The organism is Variovorax gossypii, assembly GCF_003965815.1.
In the GTDB taxonomy this organism is placed as follows: Bacteria; Pseudomonadota; Gammaproteobacteria; order Burkholderiales; family Burkholderiaceae_C; genus Variovorax; species Variovorax gossypii.
In genome coordinates this window covers 139709-153762 of record NZ_RXOE01000005.1, presented here as the reverse complement: position 1 = coordinate 153762, position 14054 = coordinate 139709, and the positions used below count along the sequence as shown (strand labels likewise).

General features: G+C 66.1%; 15 protein-coding genes. 4 read left to right on the top strand and 11 right to left on the bottom strand.

Features of this window, described 5'->3' with window-relative positions:
* Nucleotide 1: 1 nt before the first annotated feature.
* Nucleotides 2-1045, bottom strand: a complete 1044-nt coding sequence (locus EJP69_RS19535; RefSeq protein WP_240652219.1) for a prephenate dehydratase — start codon at nt 1043-1045, stop codon at nt 2-4.
* Nucleotides 1046-1106: 61 nt separating this feature from the next.
* On the opposite strand from EJP69_RS19535, the gene EJP69_RS19530 reads away from it, so the two are divergent.
* On the top strand, nt 1107-1496 hold the full coding sequence (locus tag EJP69_RS19530; RefSeq protein ID WP_170217176.1) for a PepSY domain-containing protein: 390 nt from the start codon (nt 1107-1109) through the stop codon (nt 1494-1496).
* 119 nt (nt 1497-1615) lie between these two features.
* Nucleotides 1616-2068, top strand: a complete 453-nt coding sequence (locus EJP69_RS19525) for an SRPBCC domain-containing protein (RefSeq protein ID WP_206169358.1) — start codon at nt 1616-1618, stop codon at nt 2066-2068.
* A gap of 46 nt (nt 2069-2114) precedes the next feature.
* On the opposite strand, the gene EJP69_RS19520 is transcribed toward EJP69_RS19525, so the two are convergent.
* On the bottom strand, nt 2115-3470 hold the full coding sequence (locus EJP69_RS19520) for a M20 metallopeptidase family protein (protein ID WP_126472158.1): 1356 nt from the start codon (nt 3468-3470) through the stop codon (nt 2115-2117).
* Between the two features lie 397 nt (nt 3471-3867).
* Here EJP69_RS19520 and EJP69_RS19515 point away from each other — a divergent pair, with 397 nt between their 5' ends.
* Entirely contained in the window at nt 3868-4227 is a 360-nt protein-coding gene (locus EJP69_RS19515; protein ID WP_338067645.1) for a hypothetical protein, read from the top strand.
* A 53-nt stretch (nt 4228-4280) separates the two neighbouring features.
* Here EJP69_RS19515 and EJP69_RS19510 read toward each other — a convergent pair whose 3' ends face one another.
* The 8 genes from EJP69_RS19510 to EJP69_RS19475 are packed head-to-tail and all read right to left on the bottom strand — an operon-like array spanning nt 4281 to nt 11585.
* Nucleotides 4281-4604 carry a DUF971 domain-containing protein gene (locus EJP69_RS19510; RefSeq protein WP_126472157.1) on the bottom strand — a complete coding sequence of 108 codons (324 nt, stop codon included), beginning with the start codon at nt 4602-4604 and terminating at the stop codon, nt 4281-4283.
* Entirely contained in the window at nt 4594-5616 is a 1023-nt protein-coding gene (locus EJP69_RS19505) for a HEAT repeat domain-containing protein (RefSeq protein ID WP_126472156.1), read from the bottom strand. The genes EJP69_RS19510 and EJP69_RS19505 overlap by 11 nt, the downstream gene beginning before the upstream one ends.
* Nucleotides 5617-5624: 8 nt before the next feature.
* Nucleotides 5625-6473: an ABC transporter ATP-binding protein gene (locus EJP69_RS19500; protein WP_126472155.1), complete on the bottom strand. Its 849-nt coding sequence runs from the start codon at nt 6471-6473 to the stop codon at nt 5625-5627.
* The gene (locus EJP69_RS19495) at nt 6470-7288 is read right to left on the bottom strand and encodes an ABC transporter permease (RefSeq protein WP_126472154.1); all 819 of its coding nucleotides are present in this window, start codon (nt 7286-7288) and stop codon (nt 6470-6472) included. Before EJP69_RS19495 ends, EJP69_RS19500 begins: the two co-directional genes overlap by 4 nt.
* A 36-nt stretch (nt 7289-7324) precedes the next feature.
* Nucleotides 7325-8737 (bottom strand): ABC transporter substrate-binding protein, encoded by a 1413-nt coding sequence (locus EJP69_RS19490; protein WP_206169357.1) that lies wholly within the window; start codon nt 8735-8737, stop codon nt 7325-7327.
* A gap of 48 nt (nt 8738-8785) precedes the next feature.
* The gene (locus EJP69_RS19485; RefSeq protein ID WP_018904228.1) at nt 8786-9019 is read right to left on the bottom strand and encodes a 4Fe-4S dicluster domain-containing protein; all 234 of its coding nucleotides are present in this window, start codon (nt 9017-9019) and stop codon (nt 8786-8788) included.
* A 38-nt stretch (nt 9020-9057) separates the two neighbouring features.
* Nucleotides 9058-10815: a fumarate reductase/succinate dehydrogenase flavoprotein subunit gene (locus EJP69_RS19480; RefSeq protein ID WP_126472153.1), complete on the bottom strand. Its 1758-nt coding sequence runs from the start codon at nt 10813-10815 to the stop codon at nt 9058-9060.
* The gene (locus EJP69_RS19475; protein ID WP_126472152.1) at nt 10812-11585 is read right to left on the bottom strand and encodes a GntR family transcriptional regulator; all 774 of its coding nucleotides are present in this window, start codon (nt 11583-11585) and stop codon (nt 10812-10814) included. The genes EJP69_RS19480 and EJP69_RS19475 overlap by 4 nt, the downstream gene beginning before the upstream one ends.
* A 372-nt stretch (nt 11586-11957) precedes the next feature.
* Between EJP69_RS19475 and EJP69_RS19470 the strand changes: the two genes are divergently transcribed.
* Nucleotides 11958-12197, top strand: a complete 240-nt coding sequence (locus tag EJP69_RS19470; protein WP_126472151.1) for a hypothetical protein — start codon at nt 11958-11960, stop codon at nt 12195-12197.
* 78 nt (nt 12198-12275) lie between these two features.
* Here the strand turns inward: EJP69_RS19470 and EJP69_RS19465 are convergent, their stop codons facing one another.
* A complete protein-coding gene (locus EJP69_RS19465) occupies nt 12276-13643 on the bottom strand; it encodes a replication initiation protein (RefSeq protein ID WP_093307253.1) in 1368 nt (455 codons plus the stop codon).
* Between the last annotated feature and the right edge of the window lie 411 nt (nt 13644-14054).

Sequence of the window (14054 nt, the reverse complement as noted above, 5' to 3'; positions counted from 1 at the left end):
GTCAGCGCCGCGGATAGGAACCGAGGACGCGAAGCTCCCGATGTGCCTCCAGAAAGACCTCCAGCGCACCCTGCTTGGCATGCCCCGCCACCTCGACCAGATAGCGGTGCGTATCCAGTGATTTCTTGCTCGGACGCTCGTAGATCGTCAGGACCTGCACGCCCGCTTCGCTGAACGTTGCCAGGATGCCTGACAGGCTGGCATCCGAGGCATTGACCAGCAAGGAGGTCTTGTCGTGCCCGGTAGGCGCCGGCATCTGCCGGCCGAGCACCCACCAGCGCGTGACGTTATGAGGCCCCTCCTCGATGCCGTCGACCAGTGAGACGAGTTGATAGATGTCGGCCCCGACCCTCGGCCCGAACGATGCGGCATCGAGCGCGGAACTGCGCGCAACGGCCTGTGCGGCCGCGCCCCCGCTGGCCGCTTCGACGCGACGCACTTGAGGCATCTCCTGCTCCAGCCACGGCTTGACCTCCTCGAAGGCCACAGGATGCGCGTGGACCGACGCAATGTCCTCGCGCTTCGTCCCTGGCTTGGCCAGCAGGCTGTATCCGAGCATCTTCGGGTACTCGGCGACGATGGTCACCTCGGGCAGGTCGAGCACCGCGTCGAGGTAGGGCGTCACGCCAACCACGGAGGTCGTGACGGGCACGCAGGCGCGCTCCACTTTCCTGTCGGCATAGCTCCTGAACAGCTGGTCGCGCGCGAGCGGCACAAGGTCCCGGCCACCGAACAGGTCCAGGCAAGCCTGGTGCGTCCAACTCCCCGCCGGCCCCAGGTAGCCGATCGGGCCGGCCACGGCAAGGTTCAGAGAATTCCCGACGACGATCAGCCCACAGGCAACGGCATTGACGGCTCTGAGCTTCGGCATGGTGACAGGCTGAAAGTTGGAGGGCGGATGTAGGCCGGGTTGATGCCCTTCGGCTGCGGACAGTGTTTCGCACGCCCGGGTCTCCAGCAAGACCTTCGCCAAGTGCAATTCGTGGAACGTCGCGAGTGCCCCGCCGCCGTTCGAACGGCACACCTTCTGTTGCGTGACACGCAATGACGCTCCTTCTCGCGTCAGGAGATTGCCGTTCTGATGAGAGGAGCGCCGCGATTTCCCCATGCGGCATTGGCATGCGGCGGCTCTACTGGCTAGACATGCACAACCTCGCGGGCATCGTGCAGCGGACGGCCGACGCGGCGTTGGCCGCGGCGCCCGGAACGGACATCTCGTTCATCGACTTTCCAGGCAACCCCTTCTCATCGCCGCATCACTACATGGCTTCCGTGCGCGGCAACTCACCACTGACTGCACGGCTGCTGACGCCCATGATGATCGACGCGCAAACTGGCGAGCCCTGCGCAAAGCACGCCTTGCCTGGGACCTGAGTTCCCTGCTTCTGTCGCAGCCGCTTCACTTCGGCGACTACGGTGGACTTCCGTTGAAGGTCATTTGGACGTTCCTCGGCCTGATCACCAGCTCCGTATTGGCGAGCGGCCCGTATTTGTAGGGCCGGAAACAGGCGGCCTGGGCGGGCTCCTTGCACGCAAGGTCTTCGGCTGCGATGTTTCCCGGGGAAAATTCCGAGGCCCTCATCTGGACAGCAGAACCATGCCCTTCCGAACAGTCATGCAATCCATCCGCATTGAGGCCGAACCTCGGGATGTCTGGGGCGCACTCACGGATCCCGATGCCGGGGAGAAATGGCGCAATGCGCATTTCAAGACCGACTGGCAGCCCGGCAGTCCCATCGAAATAGAAGCGATCATCGGGACAGCGCGGTATCGGGACAAGGGGCAGGTGATCCAGGTGCGATCGCCCTCGCTACTTCAGTACACCTATTGGTCCAGGGTTTCCGGTCTGCCTGACGTTCCCGAATCCTATTCATCGATCACGATCACGCTCGAGGTTGAGGGCGCCGAAACGGTCCTGAGGGTCAGCCATCAGGTGCCGCCCTCCCCTCTACGCCGCGGAAAGGACTGGGAGATCGGTGAGGACTCAGGCTGGAACCACGTCGCGTTCTACTGGCGCGCGACACTTCCGATCCTGAAACGAATCGTCGAGGAGCAACACCGGATCTGATGGCGCAGCCGACGACTCCAATGCCCCGAGTGCCGCTGCAAGACGTTCAGCGCCCCTGAAGCCGCGCACTGGCCAGTTGAGAAAGTGTCGCAGCAGTCAGCGCACGAACGCCCACGCGCATCGCCGACTCGTCAATCTGGAACAGCGGCGAATGGTTCACCGGCCCGTCCTTTTCGCCCATCGGCGAAGCGTTCAGCATCCAGAACACGACCGGCACGCCGGTCGAGCCGAAGGCCCCGAAATCCTCCGATCCCATGGAGGCCGGCATCTGGCTCACCTTCGCGGCACCGCCGGCAGCGGCACCGAAGGCTCCCACCAGCGAGAGCGTGGCGTCGCGGTCGTTGACCAGCACCTCGTAGCCGTCGCCGCTGTCGATCTTCACATCCGCCTGCACGCCGTAGCTGGCCGCGATGCCGGTGGCGCGGCGGCGGATCTCCTCCTGAGCGATCTTCTGGTTCGTCGTCGAGAGCGCGCGGATCGTGCCGGCGATCTCGGCCGTCTCGGGCAGCACGTTGAAGCGGTTGCCGCTTTGCAGCATGCCGGTGGTCACGATCGTCTGCCCGCCGTCGATGGTCGGATTGAGCCGGTGGCTCACGATGTTCTGCAGGCCCAGCACCGTCTCGGCCGCCGCCAGCATGGGCGTGTTCGAGGCCCATGGCGCGGCGCCATGCCCGCCCGTGCCCTTGAACTTGATGTTGAACACGTCGATGCTGGCCAGCATCGGGCCTGGCCTGTAGCGGATCGTGCCGGAAGGCGCCTGGTTGCTGATGTGCTGGCCGAGCACGACATCAACCTTCGGGTTGTCGAGCACGCCCTCGCGCACCATGGCCATGGCGCCACTGGACTTGCCCAGCCCCGGGCCAATTTCCTCGGCCGGCTGGAAGATGAAGACCACCGTGCCGGCGAGTTGCTCGCGCAGCGAGGACAGCACCTTGGCCGCGCCCAACAGCATGGCGACGTGCGAGTCATGTCCGCAGACGTGCGACACCGCAACCGGCTTTCCCAGCCAGTCCGCCTTGGCCGTGGACTTGAAAGGCAGGTCGTTGCGCTCCTCGACGGGCAGCGCATCCATGTCCGCGCGCAGCGCCACCACGGGGCCCGGTTGCGCACCGCGCAGCACGGCCTTGATGCCGGTACCGGCGATCCCGGTCCTGACCTCCAGGCCGGGCATGCCGGCCAGCGCCTGAGCGATGTACTTCGCTGTACCGGTCTCCTGGTAGGCCAGCTCAGGGTTCTGGTGGATGTGCCGGCGCCACTCGACCACCTGCGGCTGCACACCGTCGGACAGGGCCAGGGCCTGCGACAGCAGCGAGGCAGGCGCCGCGGATGTCGCGCTCTGTGCATGCGCCCCGACGAAGGAGGCTCCGAGAAGGAAGGCGCAGATATGGCGTCGAAGGTTCATGTTGATCGCAGGAGTTGCAGAAAAAGAGTTGAGGGAACCGTGCGTGGCCGACTCTATCGCCCGGTAGTGATCTGCTTCTTGCCGGACTCCTTGCACAGAGTCACCGAAGCGACGCATCGGGTTCATCGCGGCGAATGTCCTCTAGCAATCGATGGACCAGATCGTCCAACGGTGCCAGACTCAGCTTCCCCAGCCGTCAGGTGCTTGGCAGTGAGCCGCGTTGGAGCACGCTTCCCGTTCATCGCCAATCCCACGACCGATCTTCACTGGATCTCGATGAAAGCCCCGCCGCTTCTCTACCAACACACGCCATAAACATGCCCAGGATCTCACCGGTTCATCCGACCGGAACAGAGGCACAGCCCGTACCTCGGATTCCCAGGGGAGCGAATTCCCCATGTTGGAGATTTCCATGTTCTTGAATGGCTTCACAAAACACATGCGCACCGCCGCCGTGCCTGTCTTCGCATTGATGGTCGCGACGTCGGCGACGGCGGGTGTGAGCTGGTCATTCGGCATCAGCGTACCTGCGCCTGCTGTCGTAGCACCGGCGCCAATCTTCTACGAGCCGACGCCGGCCTATGTCGTTCCCGCGCCTTCGTACTACCCTCCCCCGGTTCTCTTGCGTCCCGCGCCGCCGGTCTACTACCGTCCGGCCCCGCCAGCCTACCCATCACCGATCACGTCACTGCGGGTCGAGCACAACAGCTATCACAGCAACCATTACCACTACCACGACTGGTACGACGACGACTGATGCGAGCGAACCCATGCGCGCTGTTCGGGTGATCAGAGCCCGAGAGGCCTGTGTCAGGTGTCGCAGGGCTGATCCAGCAAGCGCGCCAGCAGCGTTCTGAGAAAGATCCAGGGGAATATCCCCCTGTCATGCCCATCACTGAAAACGAGCTGCACGCCGTAGGCGCCGACCGGATGGATGTCCATCACCTCGACGCCCTCGTCGGGCAATGGCTCACCCGCGACGCTGCTGCGCGATGCGGCGCGCCGCGACTTGCAGTCGGCACACGGGCAATTCGCGCGCAGCAGCCTATAGGCGACCACATGACGCGCGCCGTCCGCCCAGCGGAACTCCAGTGCCGCGCGCACGCGATGATCGACGATGGACTCAGGCGCCATGCGATGCGGCGAGGTGCTCACCGATCTGCGCGATGGCCAGTCGGGCGGACTTGCGCACTTCGGGATCGGAATCGTGCGCCGCGCGTTCGAGGCCCGGTAATGCCTTCGCGTCGCCCACTTCGCCAAGCGCCAGCGCCGCTTCCTTGCGCAGGTTGCTGATGGCGTGCTCGAGCGCCGCGAGCAACGGCGCCACGCTGTCGGTGCTGCGCAGCCGGCCGAGACTGCGCGCTGCACGCAGGCGAACCTGCCAGTAGGGATCGTCCAGCGCCACCAGCAGCGCCTGCGTCGCCGCCGGTTGCTGCAACTTGCCGAGCGCAGTGGCCGCCTCTTCCCGGACCTGCCAGCTCCCATCGCGCAGCGCTGACTCCAGCGCGGCGCGGGCCTGCGTGTCGCCCGCCGCGAAGGCCAACGCCCCCACTGCGGCACGACGCACCTCATCCACCGGTTCAGCCACCGCGAGCGCGGCCAGCACTGGCAGCGCAGCCGAATGCTTCAGGTAGCCGAGCACGCCGATCGCCTCGCGGCGCAAAGCCACCGCGTCGCCCGTATCGGCTGCCTCCCCGGCCCCCCGTGCCTGTGACGTCTGCAACACCGCGAGCGCGGGAGCTGCGCTTGCGGGCACGCGCAGTTCGCGCAAGGCGCGCAACACCGCGGCGCGCACGCGCGCCGGGCCGCTGTGGGCATGCGGCAGCAACCAGATGGCCGAGGCCGGATCCTTTAGCTCGGCCAGACTGTGGGCCGCCGCCTCGCGAACCTCTGCCTCGGGATCATCAAGGACCTCTACCAGTCCCTGGACAGCGGCCTGGTTCTCCATGGTTTCGAGCGCCAGCGCCGCAGCGACGCGCACGGCAGGTGCGCCATCGCGCAAAGCGGCGGCCAGCAGCGGTGTGTGCGCCTCGTCGGCCAGATCGCCAAGGTCCATCACGGCGATGCGACGCACTTCGGCATCGGATGAGGCAAGTCGCGCAGCAATGGCCTGCAGTTCGGAATCGTCAAGGATCGGGAGGGTCATTTCTTTGTCTAGATCGCAAAGTGCAGATGGGCGGCGGCGGGCTTACCGAGCGGCGTGAGGCGTTCCAGTGGTGCACCGGAGGCCGCGTGCGGATGCAGCAGCTGCAGGCAGTGCCGCTTCAAGGCGGTGAATTCGGACGACGTCACCAGCGACGGATCGCGCGGGCGGGCGAAGCCCGGCTCAAACTCGGCGACGATGCGGCCCGGCCGGGGGCCCATCACGAGCACGCGATCGCCGAGGTACAGCGCCTCGTCGATGTCGTGAGTGATGAAGACGATGGTGGTGCGCACGCGCGCCCAGGCGTCGAGCAACTGGCGCTGCATCATGAGGCGGGTCTGCGCATCGAGCGCACCAAAAGGTTCGTCCATCAACATCACGCGCGGATGGTTGATGAGCACCCGCGCGATCTCCGCGCGCTGCTGCATGCCGCCCGAGAGCTGCGAGGGATAGAAGCCTGCGAAGGCGTCGAGACCCACGAGACGCAGCATCTCGTGCGCCCTTGCATGGCGCTCACGACGGCCGACGCCCTGCATCTTGAGTGCGAAGGCGACGTTGTCCAACACCTTCTTCCACGGAAAAAGCGTGTGCTGCTGGAAGACCAGCCCGCGATCCGGATGCGGTCCGCGCACAGGCTCGCCATCCACGCGGATCGCACCGCCGGCAGGTGCGAGATGGCCGGCGAGCGCGCCCAGCAGCGTCGATTTGCCACACCCCGAGGGGCCGAGCAGGCAGACGAAATCGCCGGGTTCGATGTCCAGCGTGATGTCCTGCACCGCGTCGAAGGCCTGGGCGCCGTGTCCCAGACGCACGCGCAGGCGATCGATGGCGATGCGCCCGGCTCTCACATCCGCCTTCATCGCCTCGCCTCCTGCACGGCGCGCCAGGGCATCAGCAGTTGGCCGGCACGACGCACCAGCGCACTGCTGCCCATGCCGAGCACACCGATGAAGAGCATGCCCACCACGATGTCGGCGTAGTTCTGGATCGTGTACGACATCCACGTGTAGTAGCCGATGCCGAACTGGCCCGAGATCATCTCGGCCGTGACCAGGCAGAACCACGCCGTGCCCATGCCGATCGCCAGGCCCGTGACGATGCTTGGCAGCGCGCCGGGCAGGACGACCTCGCCAAACACCGCCAGGCGGCCCGCGCCCAGGCTGCGCGCCGACGCGACGAGACGCGCGTCCACCGCCTCCACGCCGTGCACGGTGCTGAGCAACACGGGAAACAGCGCCCCCACGAAGGTGATGAACACCATCGAAGCCTCCGAGGACGGAAACATCAGGATCGCCAGCGGGATCCACGCCACCGCAGGGATCGGCCGCAGGACTTCCAGCGGCGGCAGCAGCGTGTCCTCGGCCCAGCGCGCGCGGCCGACGGCCAGGCCCAGCGCCACACCCACCACGGTGGCCAGCCCGAAGCCGATGAACACGCGGCGCAGGCTCGCTCCCAGGTGCTCCAGCACCAGCGGTGATCGCGCGAGCGCCCACGCCGACTCGGCCACCTCGCGCGGTGAAGGCACGTTGCGGAAGGTGATGAAGCCCAGATCGACGCGCTGGACGGTGGCAAGGTGCCACGCGAGCAGGCAGCCGAGCAATGCGACGGTGCGCAAGGCGGCGCGCGGCAGGCCGGCACGCAGGAGCACAAATGAGGAGACGGAGGAGCTGGCCATGGTGAGCGCGCGAGGTTTCGTGCCGCCCGCGGGAGCTCAGCCGGCCAGCGCGGCGCGTACGCCAGCGAAGTCGGCCACCCTGCCGCCATGCTTCGCGGCCCAGCCCTCGGCCTGCTCCTTGAGCAAGAACGCATCGACCTCGCCCTTGGCGCCGAGCACGAACCACGCATCAGCCGCCAACAGCTTGTTGCCGCTGTTGCGGTCCTGCGCATAGACCACACGCGCCTTCTTGCCGGCCCTCTCCAGTTTCTGCAGGTCGCCGAAAGCGTTCTCCGGCGAGGCGTAGTGCCGCACCAGCGGCTCGCCGGCCACCCAGACCTGCGCCACGCGGCTCACATCGGCGATGGGCTTGCCCGTCGCGGCGTCCTTCGCGACCAGCGGTGCACGGGCATAGTTCTTCAACTGCCTGTCGTAGTCCAGACCGGCCTCCTTGAAGGCGGCTCGGACGTAGCCGTCCTGCACGAAGGCATTGGCATCGATGTCGTTGTCGGTGCGCTTGAGCAGGCGCAGCGTGTCGAGCGAAGTCTTCACCGCCTGGCGGTACTCGGGCTTCCAGCTCAGGTCGCGCGTCTGCAGACCGAGCGGACCGTGGAACAGGTAGTTGACCTCGGCCTCGATGCCCGTGACCTTGGCGATCAGCTCGCTGTACTTCTCGGGCTCTGCCGCCACGAGGCGGTCGGCCTCGAGCGCCGCGCGCAGGTAGGCGACGACCACCTCGGGGTACTTCTTCGCATAGTCCTCGTCGACCAGGCTGCCGTGGAACGTGGGCGCGTTCGCCTGCGAGCCGTCGTAGATCTTGCGCGCGAAGCCGCGGTACGGAAAGAGTTCGGCAAAGGGCACGAAGTCCGCGTGCGCCTCGACCTTGCCGGCCTGCAGTGCCGGGCCCGCCACCTCGGGCGCCTGGGTCGTGATGTTCACGTCCTTCATCGGATCCCAGCCCTGGGCCTGGACGGCGCGCAGCAGCATGCCGTGCGAGGTCGACGCGAACGGCACGGAGATGGTCCGGCCCTTGAGCTCGGCGAGCGACTGCACCTTCGAGTCCTTCGGCACGACGATGCCGTTGCCGCTGCCCGTGGTGCTGCCGGACAGCACGGTGATGAAGATGCTCTTGCGTCCCGCCTTCTGGAAGGCCGCGCCGTTGAAGCTGCCGGGGAAGTCGGCCATCGAGCCGAGGTCGAGCTTGCCCGCGACCATCTCGTTGGTCAGCGGTGCCCCGGAGGTGAAGTTCTTCCACTCGATCTGGTACTGCGCATCCTTGTACTTGCCGGTGCGCGGCAGGTACTTCTCGAGCAGCTTGAGCTCGCGGATCAGCAGGCCGCCGGTGGCGCAGTTGATGGTGGTGTCCTGTGTGCCGATGGCGATGCGGATGGTCTCGGCCTGTGCCGCCGGCAGCGCCAGCAGCAGGCCAAGGGTCGCGCCCCACAGGGCCAGTCTTCTCGTGGTCTTCATCGTGATAGCTCCGGTTGATGCACTTGAAAGGCGGCGGCCGCAGCGCGGTCAGCGCAGCAGGTAGGGGATGTCGACGGTGACCGCGCCGGTGGGACAGTCCTTCTCGCAAGGCATGCAGTACCAGCATTCGTCGAACTTCATGTAGGCCTTGCCCTTGCTGAGGTCGATGGCGAGCACATCGAGCGGGCAGACATCCACGCAGACGGTGCAGCCCTTGTGGGCGATGCACTTGTCCTCGTCCACGCGCACGGGCACGCTGGTGGGATTGAAGGCGAGGGGCATGTGGGACTCTCTTGTTCTCTTTCTTGGGGAAGGTGGCCTCAGGCCTCGACAGGCTCGCGCGCGAGGGTGGCGCCAGGCACGCGCAGGTGCTGGTAGGCCGACATCTCGTGCGCATCGAGCGGCACGATGTAGGGGTCGACGGGCCGCTTGAAGCTCGCCATCGCCTCCCCCCGCTTCTGCAGCTGCGTGTGGCAGAACCACTCGCGGTCGTTGCGCTCGGGAAAGTCCACGCGGTGGTGATAGAGGCCCCAGCGGCTTTCGGTGCGGTAGAGCGACGCGCGCGCGGCCATCTCGGCGCAGTCGCGGATGGCATGCACCTCCATCGCGCGCATCAGTTCGTGCGGGCCGGCGGCACTCAGCCGTTGCAGGTCCTCGTGTATCTGCTCGAAGCGCGAGAGGCCGATTTCCATCTTGCGCGTCACCTTGGGCGGCTGCAGGTAGTCGTTGACCATGCGACGCAGCTTGTATTCGACCTGCGCAGGCGGCAGGCCCTCCCCGGACGGGTTGCTGCCGCGAAGAAGTGGCGCGCTCACGCGTGCGTGCTCGCGTGCGACCTGCTGTGGGTCGAGGACAGGCAGTTCGTTTTCTGCGCAGTACCGCGCCGCGCTTTCTCCCGCGAGGCGCCCGTAGACGAAGGCACCGAGCATGTAGTTGTGCGGCACGCAGGCCAGGTCGCCCGCGGCATGAAGGCCAGCCACCGTGGTGCGCGCGTGCTCGTCCACCCACACACCCGAGGCCGAATGGCCGCTGCACAGACCGATCTCCGAGATGTGCATCTCCACCATCTGCGCGCGGTAGTCGGTGCCGCGCCCCGCGTGGAAGCGCCCGCGGCTCGGACGCTCGTTGGTGTGCAGGATCTGCTCGATGGTGGCGATGGTTTCCTCGGCCAGGTGGTTCAGCTTGAGGAAGACCGGTCCGTTGCCGCCTTGGAGCTCGTTGTAGAACTCCATCATCATCTGGCCGCTCCAGTAGTCGCACTCGATGAAGCGCTCGCCCCGGTTGTTGGTGGTGTGACCGCCGAAGGGGCCGGTCACATAGGCGCAGGCCGGGCCGTTGTAGTCCTTGATCAGCGGGTTGATCTGGAAGCACTCGATGCCCGACAGCTCGGCGCCCGCGTGGTAGGCCATGCTGTAGCCGTCGCCCGCGTTGGTCGGGTTCTCGTAGGTACCGAAGAGGTAGCCCGAGGCCGGCAGTCCCAGCCGTCCGGCGGCACCGGTGGCCAGCACCACGGCCTTGGCGCGGATCACGTGGAATTCGGCCGTGCGGCAATCGAAGGCCATGGCGCCCGCGATGCTGCCGTCGGCCGCGGTGAGCAGGCGCGTGACCACCAGGCGCTGCGACATCTCCACGCGCGTGCGCTTCAGGCGCCGGTACAGCACATTCTTGATGTTGTGGCCCTCGGGCATCGGCAGCACGTAGGTGCCCATGTGGTGGACCTTGCGCATCGCGTAGTCGCCGGTCTCGTCCTTCTCGAACTTCACACCCCAGCGGTCGAGCTCCTCGATCATCGAATAGCTGTTGCGCGCATAGGCCATCACGGTCTTCTGGTTGACGATGCCATCGTTGGCGGTCGTGATCTCCTTGACGTACTGCTCGGGGGTGGCGAAGCCGGGCACCACCGCGTTGTTCAGGCCGTCCATCCCCATCGAGATGGCGCCGCTGCGCTTGACGTTGGCTTTTTCCAGCAGCAGGACTTCGAGCGCCGGGTTGGCTTCCTTCGCCTTGACGGCGGCCATCGGACCGGCCGTGCCGCCGCCGATGACCAGCACATCGACGGTGCGGGTGATGATGTTCATGGGTTCACCTTGGTCGACGGGATGGCGCGGGCGATGCGAAGCCGGTGCTGGAAGGCGTCGCCGCGGAAATAGAGGTCCTCGAAATCCAGCGGCGCGCCGTCGGCCGTGTAGGTCAGGCGTTCCACGCGCAGCACGGCCGCGCCTTCGGCCACGACCAGTGCCCGCGCGAGCACCTCGTCGGCCAGCATCGCGTCGATCTGCAGGTCGGCGTGGCCGAGCGCGATGCCGTAGTCGTTCTCCAGGATCAGGAAGATGTCGCGCCCGGCCAGGTCCGCCTGGCGCAGCCGCTCGCCGATCGCATGCGGGAGGTAGGTCACCTCGTAGGACACCGGAGCGCGGTTGAGGTGACGCACGCGCTTGATCTGTGCGACCGGGTTTCCCTCGGCCAGGCCCAGGCGCTGCGCCACGCGCGGCGAAGCGGGCACGGTCTTGTGGCTGGTGACCTGGTTGCGGATCTCGTAGCCCATGCGCTCCATCGCCTCGGCAAAGCCCTCGAGCTGTCCGAGATGCTGGAAGGCCTTGGGCTTGGCGACGAAGGTGCCCTTGCCCGGGATCTTGAAGATCAGGTTTTCGCGCTGCAGGTCGCTGAGCGCCTGGCGCACCGTGATGCGGCTGACCTTGAACAGCGAAACCATCTCGCTTTCCGAGGGCAGTTGCGCATGCGGTGCGTAGGTGCCGTCGAGGATGCGCTCGCGCAGCGTTTCGCGCACCTGGGTGTAGAGGGGCACAGGAGAAAAGGCGATGGGTTCGAGTGCCTTGGCGGGAGACATGCGGCTGACCTGTTATGACCGGTTGAATGAGACCGGATGCTAGGCAGCGATGCATCTTTCGCTAAATAAGTAAATCGTGCATCGATATGCGGGAAATGCTCGGGCCACGTCCGCATGGGCTGCGGACCCGATCACAACCACGCGCCGTCGGGTCGGCTCGCTGCTGCAGCAGGTGCTGCGGCGCCCTTCACGGAATCTCCACCCGATCCCCATGCCGCCTGCATCCTCCCGGCGCATCCTCGCGCCCCAGTCGCAGGCATCGCGGCGGCAGCAACAACCGGAGGCAGGTTCGCGTGGCGCATCGCGAGTTCGCTGTCGACAGCCCTCGCACTTCAGCGATTTCGAGGGCCTTCCCCCTGCCCTGCCCTTGCAATGAACAGAACAGAGATCTTGGCAACCATCGTCGACATGGGGCGCGCGGGCCTGGGGTTCGCGCCCGTGGACGCGCTCGATGTCATCGCCGAGCTGATCGCCAGGGAGGACCCGCGGGGCAGCTCCTACGACATCAACGTCGAGCGACTCCTGCGCCTGGGGACCACCATCTGGAGCCTGAGGCACCGGCTCTTCCTGCCGGTCGAGGGTCACACGGACACCCGCACCGATGCCCTTTGACGGCTCGGCCTGCTCGATTCGTCGTGCGGAAGCCGTGTCGAGGCATCGGGTCGGACGCGCCCTTCCCGACCGCCGCGGCTACATGCCCGCGACGCCCTGGGCCAGCGCGAAGTCGAGCAGCACGCGATCCGAGGGCTCCTCGGGCCACGTGACCTGTGCCAGCCAGCGGTGGAAGGTGGTCGCCGCGATGCGGCTGGCGGGCCCGTCGCGGCGCCAGGCCCGGGCGATGGGCGCGGCGATCTGCCCGAGCCGATCTGCCTCGAAGCGCGACCGCATCTCGGCTTGCATGGCTTCGGGCATCTCCTGGTAGAGCGACTTGGCCTTCTGCATGCGATCGTTGTCCCACAGCTCCCGGATGCGATGCATGCGGTCCGCGCCGCTGGATGCGGTCACGGGCCGGGCGTGGCCCAGCGCGGGCGCTGTCTCGGGGATTTCGATCGTCCCCTTCACGCCGGCGTATCCCTTCTTCAGCGCATCCTTGAAATAGGCTGCCGGCGACTTGAGCGTCGGCAGGGACTGGCTGCGAAGCCGCTGCTCGACGTGCTCGAGCGTGCCGCGCAACTGGCCTTCGTCGGTGGTCGCATACAGGTCTTGCGCCTCGTCCTGTTTGAGGCCCAGTGCGATCAGCTTGCCCACGAGCTCGAGGTCGAAGACGTTGCGGCTGGGGTCATCGGCAGCGCCCAGGCGCTGCTGAAGCTTGGGAAGGACACGGAACTGGATTTCCTCGATGCGCCGGCCTCGCTTGTGCTCGATGAGTTCAAGGCTGAAGTCCTCGCAGAGGGCGTCGATCTCGGCCAACGCCTTGCTGATCACGTCGCGCTTGAGGAAGCGGTAGTCGACTTCCGTGATGTCGCTTCGCCCGGTCAGTACAGCGGCCCACCACAGCACGTCCTCGCGCATGGACAGTCGGCTCGGCGAGGAGAGGTAACGAGCCCCTATCTCGTAGAGGACGGCAGCGGGGTAACTGCGCATCTGGCCGCTGATTTCCAGCAACACACGGGTGTACTGGTGCGGCTTGACCAGGCGCTCGCGGATTTCTTCCGGGTAGCGCCAGGTGATCGTGCAGGGCCGGCCCCTGCCCTGCTCTTCGATCGTGACGGTACCCAGCAACTGGGAGGAGACCCAGCGCTTGAGGCCTGCGCCGCTGGTGGACCATTCGATGGTGGTCGCCTGCATGTCGCGCAGGTGGGACTTCAGCAGTTCGGTGTTGTTGGAATTGAAGCGAGCGTCGCCGATGAGCTCGCTGAGGGCGAGCTTGTAGACGGGCTCGTCCACACCCTGACGCTGCGAGTGGTAGAGCAACGCGTTGTAGATGCGGCGCGACAGCAGCGTCAGGCGACCGCGCTTGGGACGGATCGCGATGGCTTCGTTGGCCTTCGCGACGCTTTGCTCGTCGGGGGCCGGGGATGGCTTGGGCGGCTGTCGCGGAACTTCGCCGTCTTCCATGTGGCCTCTTTCAGGGATCTGTAGTTTCACATGATGCCGATGTTTTGTGAAATGGTCAATTTACAAATCCACGAAGCATCCCTTGAGACTTTGAAAAGAAACACTTGGAGAGATTGAAGAATTGACGGAGCACTTTTTCGATGCCTGACAAGGACTTGCAGAAGATTCTGTGAGGACCTCTGGGATTTGATGTGAGAAGGTTTGGGATTGAGTGTGAGATCGAATGGGATTTGAAGGCGTTGGACGTGTGAGTGGTTGGGATTTGAGGTGAGTGGACTGGGGATGCATCGTGCGGCTGGGCGCGCGGCGGCGGTGCAAGGTGCCGGAATGCGCGTCGCAAGGGCGCCAAACGCCATCGACAGGTCCGTTCGACATCTATTTCGGCCATCCCGAGCGTCTGATCCGTACGAG

What these genes read in the sequence shown, in the direction of transcription:
- EJP69_RS19515 (WP_338067645.1), top strand. Translation starts at nt 3,868, where the DNA reads ATGTTGGAGATTTCCATGTTCTTGAATGGCTTCACAAAACACATGCGC.
- EJP69_RS19530 (WP_170217176.1), top strand. Translation starts at nt 1,107, where the DNA reads ATGCGGCATTGGCATGCGGCGGCTCTACTGGCTAGACATGCACAACCT.
- EJP69_RS19475 (WP_126472152.1), bottom strand. Translation starts at nt 11,585, where the DNA reads ATGTCTCCCGCCAAGGCACTCGAACCCATCGCCTTTTCTCCTGTGCCC.
- EJP69_RS19500 (WP_126472155.1), bottom strand. Translation starts at nt 6,473, where the DNA reads ATGAAGGCGGATGTGAGAGCCGGGCGCATCGCCATCGATCGCCTGCGC.
- EJP69_RS19490 (WP_206169357.1), bottom strand. Translation starts at nt 8,737, where the DNA reads ATGAAGACCACGAGAAGACTGGCCCTGTGGGGCGCGACCCTTGGCCTG.
- EJP69_RS19485 (WP_018904228.1), bottom strand. Translation starts at nt 9,019, where the DNA reads ATGCCCCTCGCCTTCAATCCCACCAGCGTGCCCGTGCGCGTGGACGAG.
- EJP69_RS19480 (WP_126472153.1), bottom strand. Translation starts at nt 10,815, where the DNA reads ATGAACATCATCACCCGCACCGTCGATGTGCTGGTCATCGGCGGCGGC.
- EJP69_RS19505 (WP_126472156.1), bottom strand. Translation starts at nt 5,616, where the DNA reads ATGACCCTCCCGATCCTTGACGATTCCGAACTGCAGGCCATTGCTGCG.
- EJP69_RS19495 (WP_126472154.1), bottom strand. Translation starts at nt 7,288, where the DNA reads ATGGCCAGCTCCTCCGTCTCCTCATTTGTGCTCCTGCGTGCCGGCCTG.
- EJP69_RS19525 (WP_206169358.1), top strand. Translation starts at nt 1,616, where the DNA reads ATGCAATCCATCCGCATTGAGGCCGAACCTCGGGATGTCTGGGGCGCA.
- EJP69_RS19465 (WP_093307253.1), bottom strand. Translation starts at nt 13,643, where the DNA reads ATGGAAGACGGCGAAGTTCCGCGACAGCCGCCCAAGCCATCCCCGGCC.
- EJP69_RS19470 (WP_126472151.1), top strand. Translation starts at nt 11,958, where the DNA reads ATGAACAGAACAGAGATCTTGGCAACCATCGTCGACATGGGGCGCGCG.
- EJP69_RS19510 (WP_126472157.1), bottom strand. Translation starts at nt 4,604, where the DNA reads ATGGCGCCTGAGTCCATCGTCGATCATCGCGTGCGCGCGGCACTGGAG.
- EJP69_RS19520 (WP_126472158.1), bottom strand. Translation starts at nt 3,470, where the DNA reads ATGAACCTTCGACGCCATATCTGCGCCTTCCTTCTCGGAGCCTCCTTC.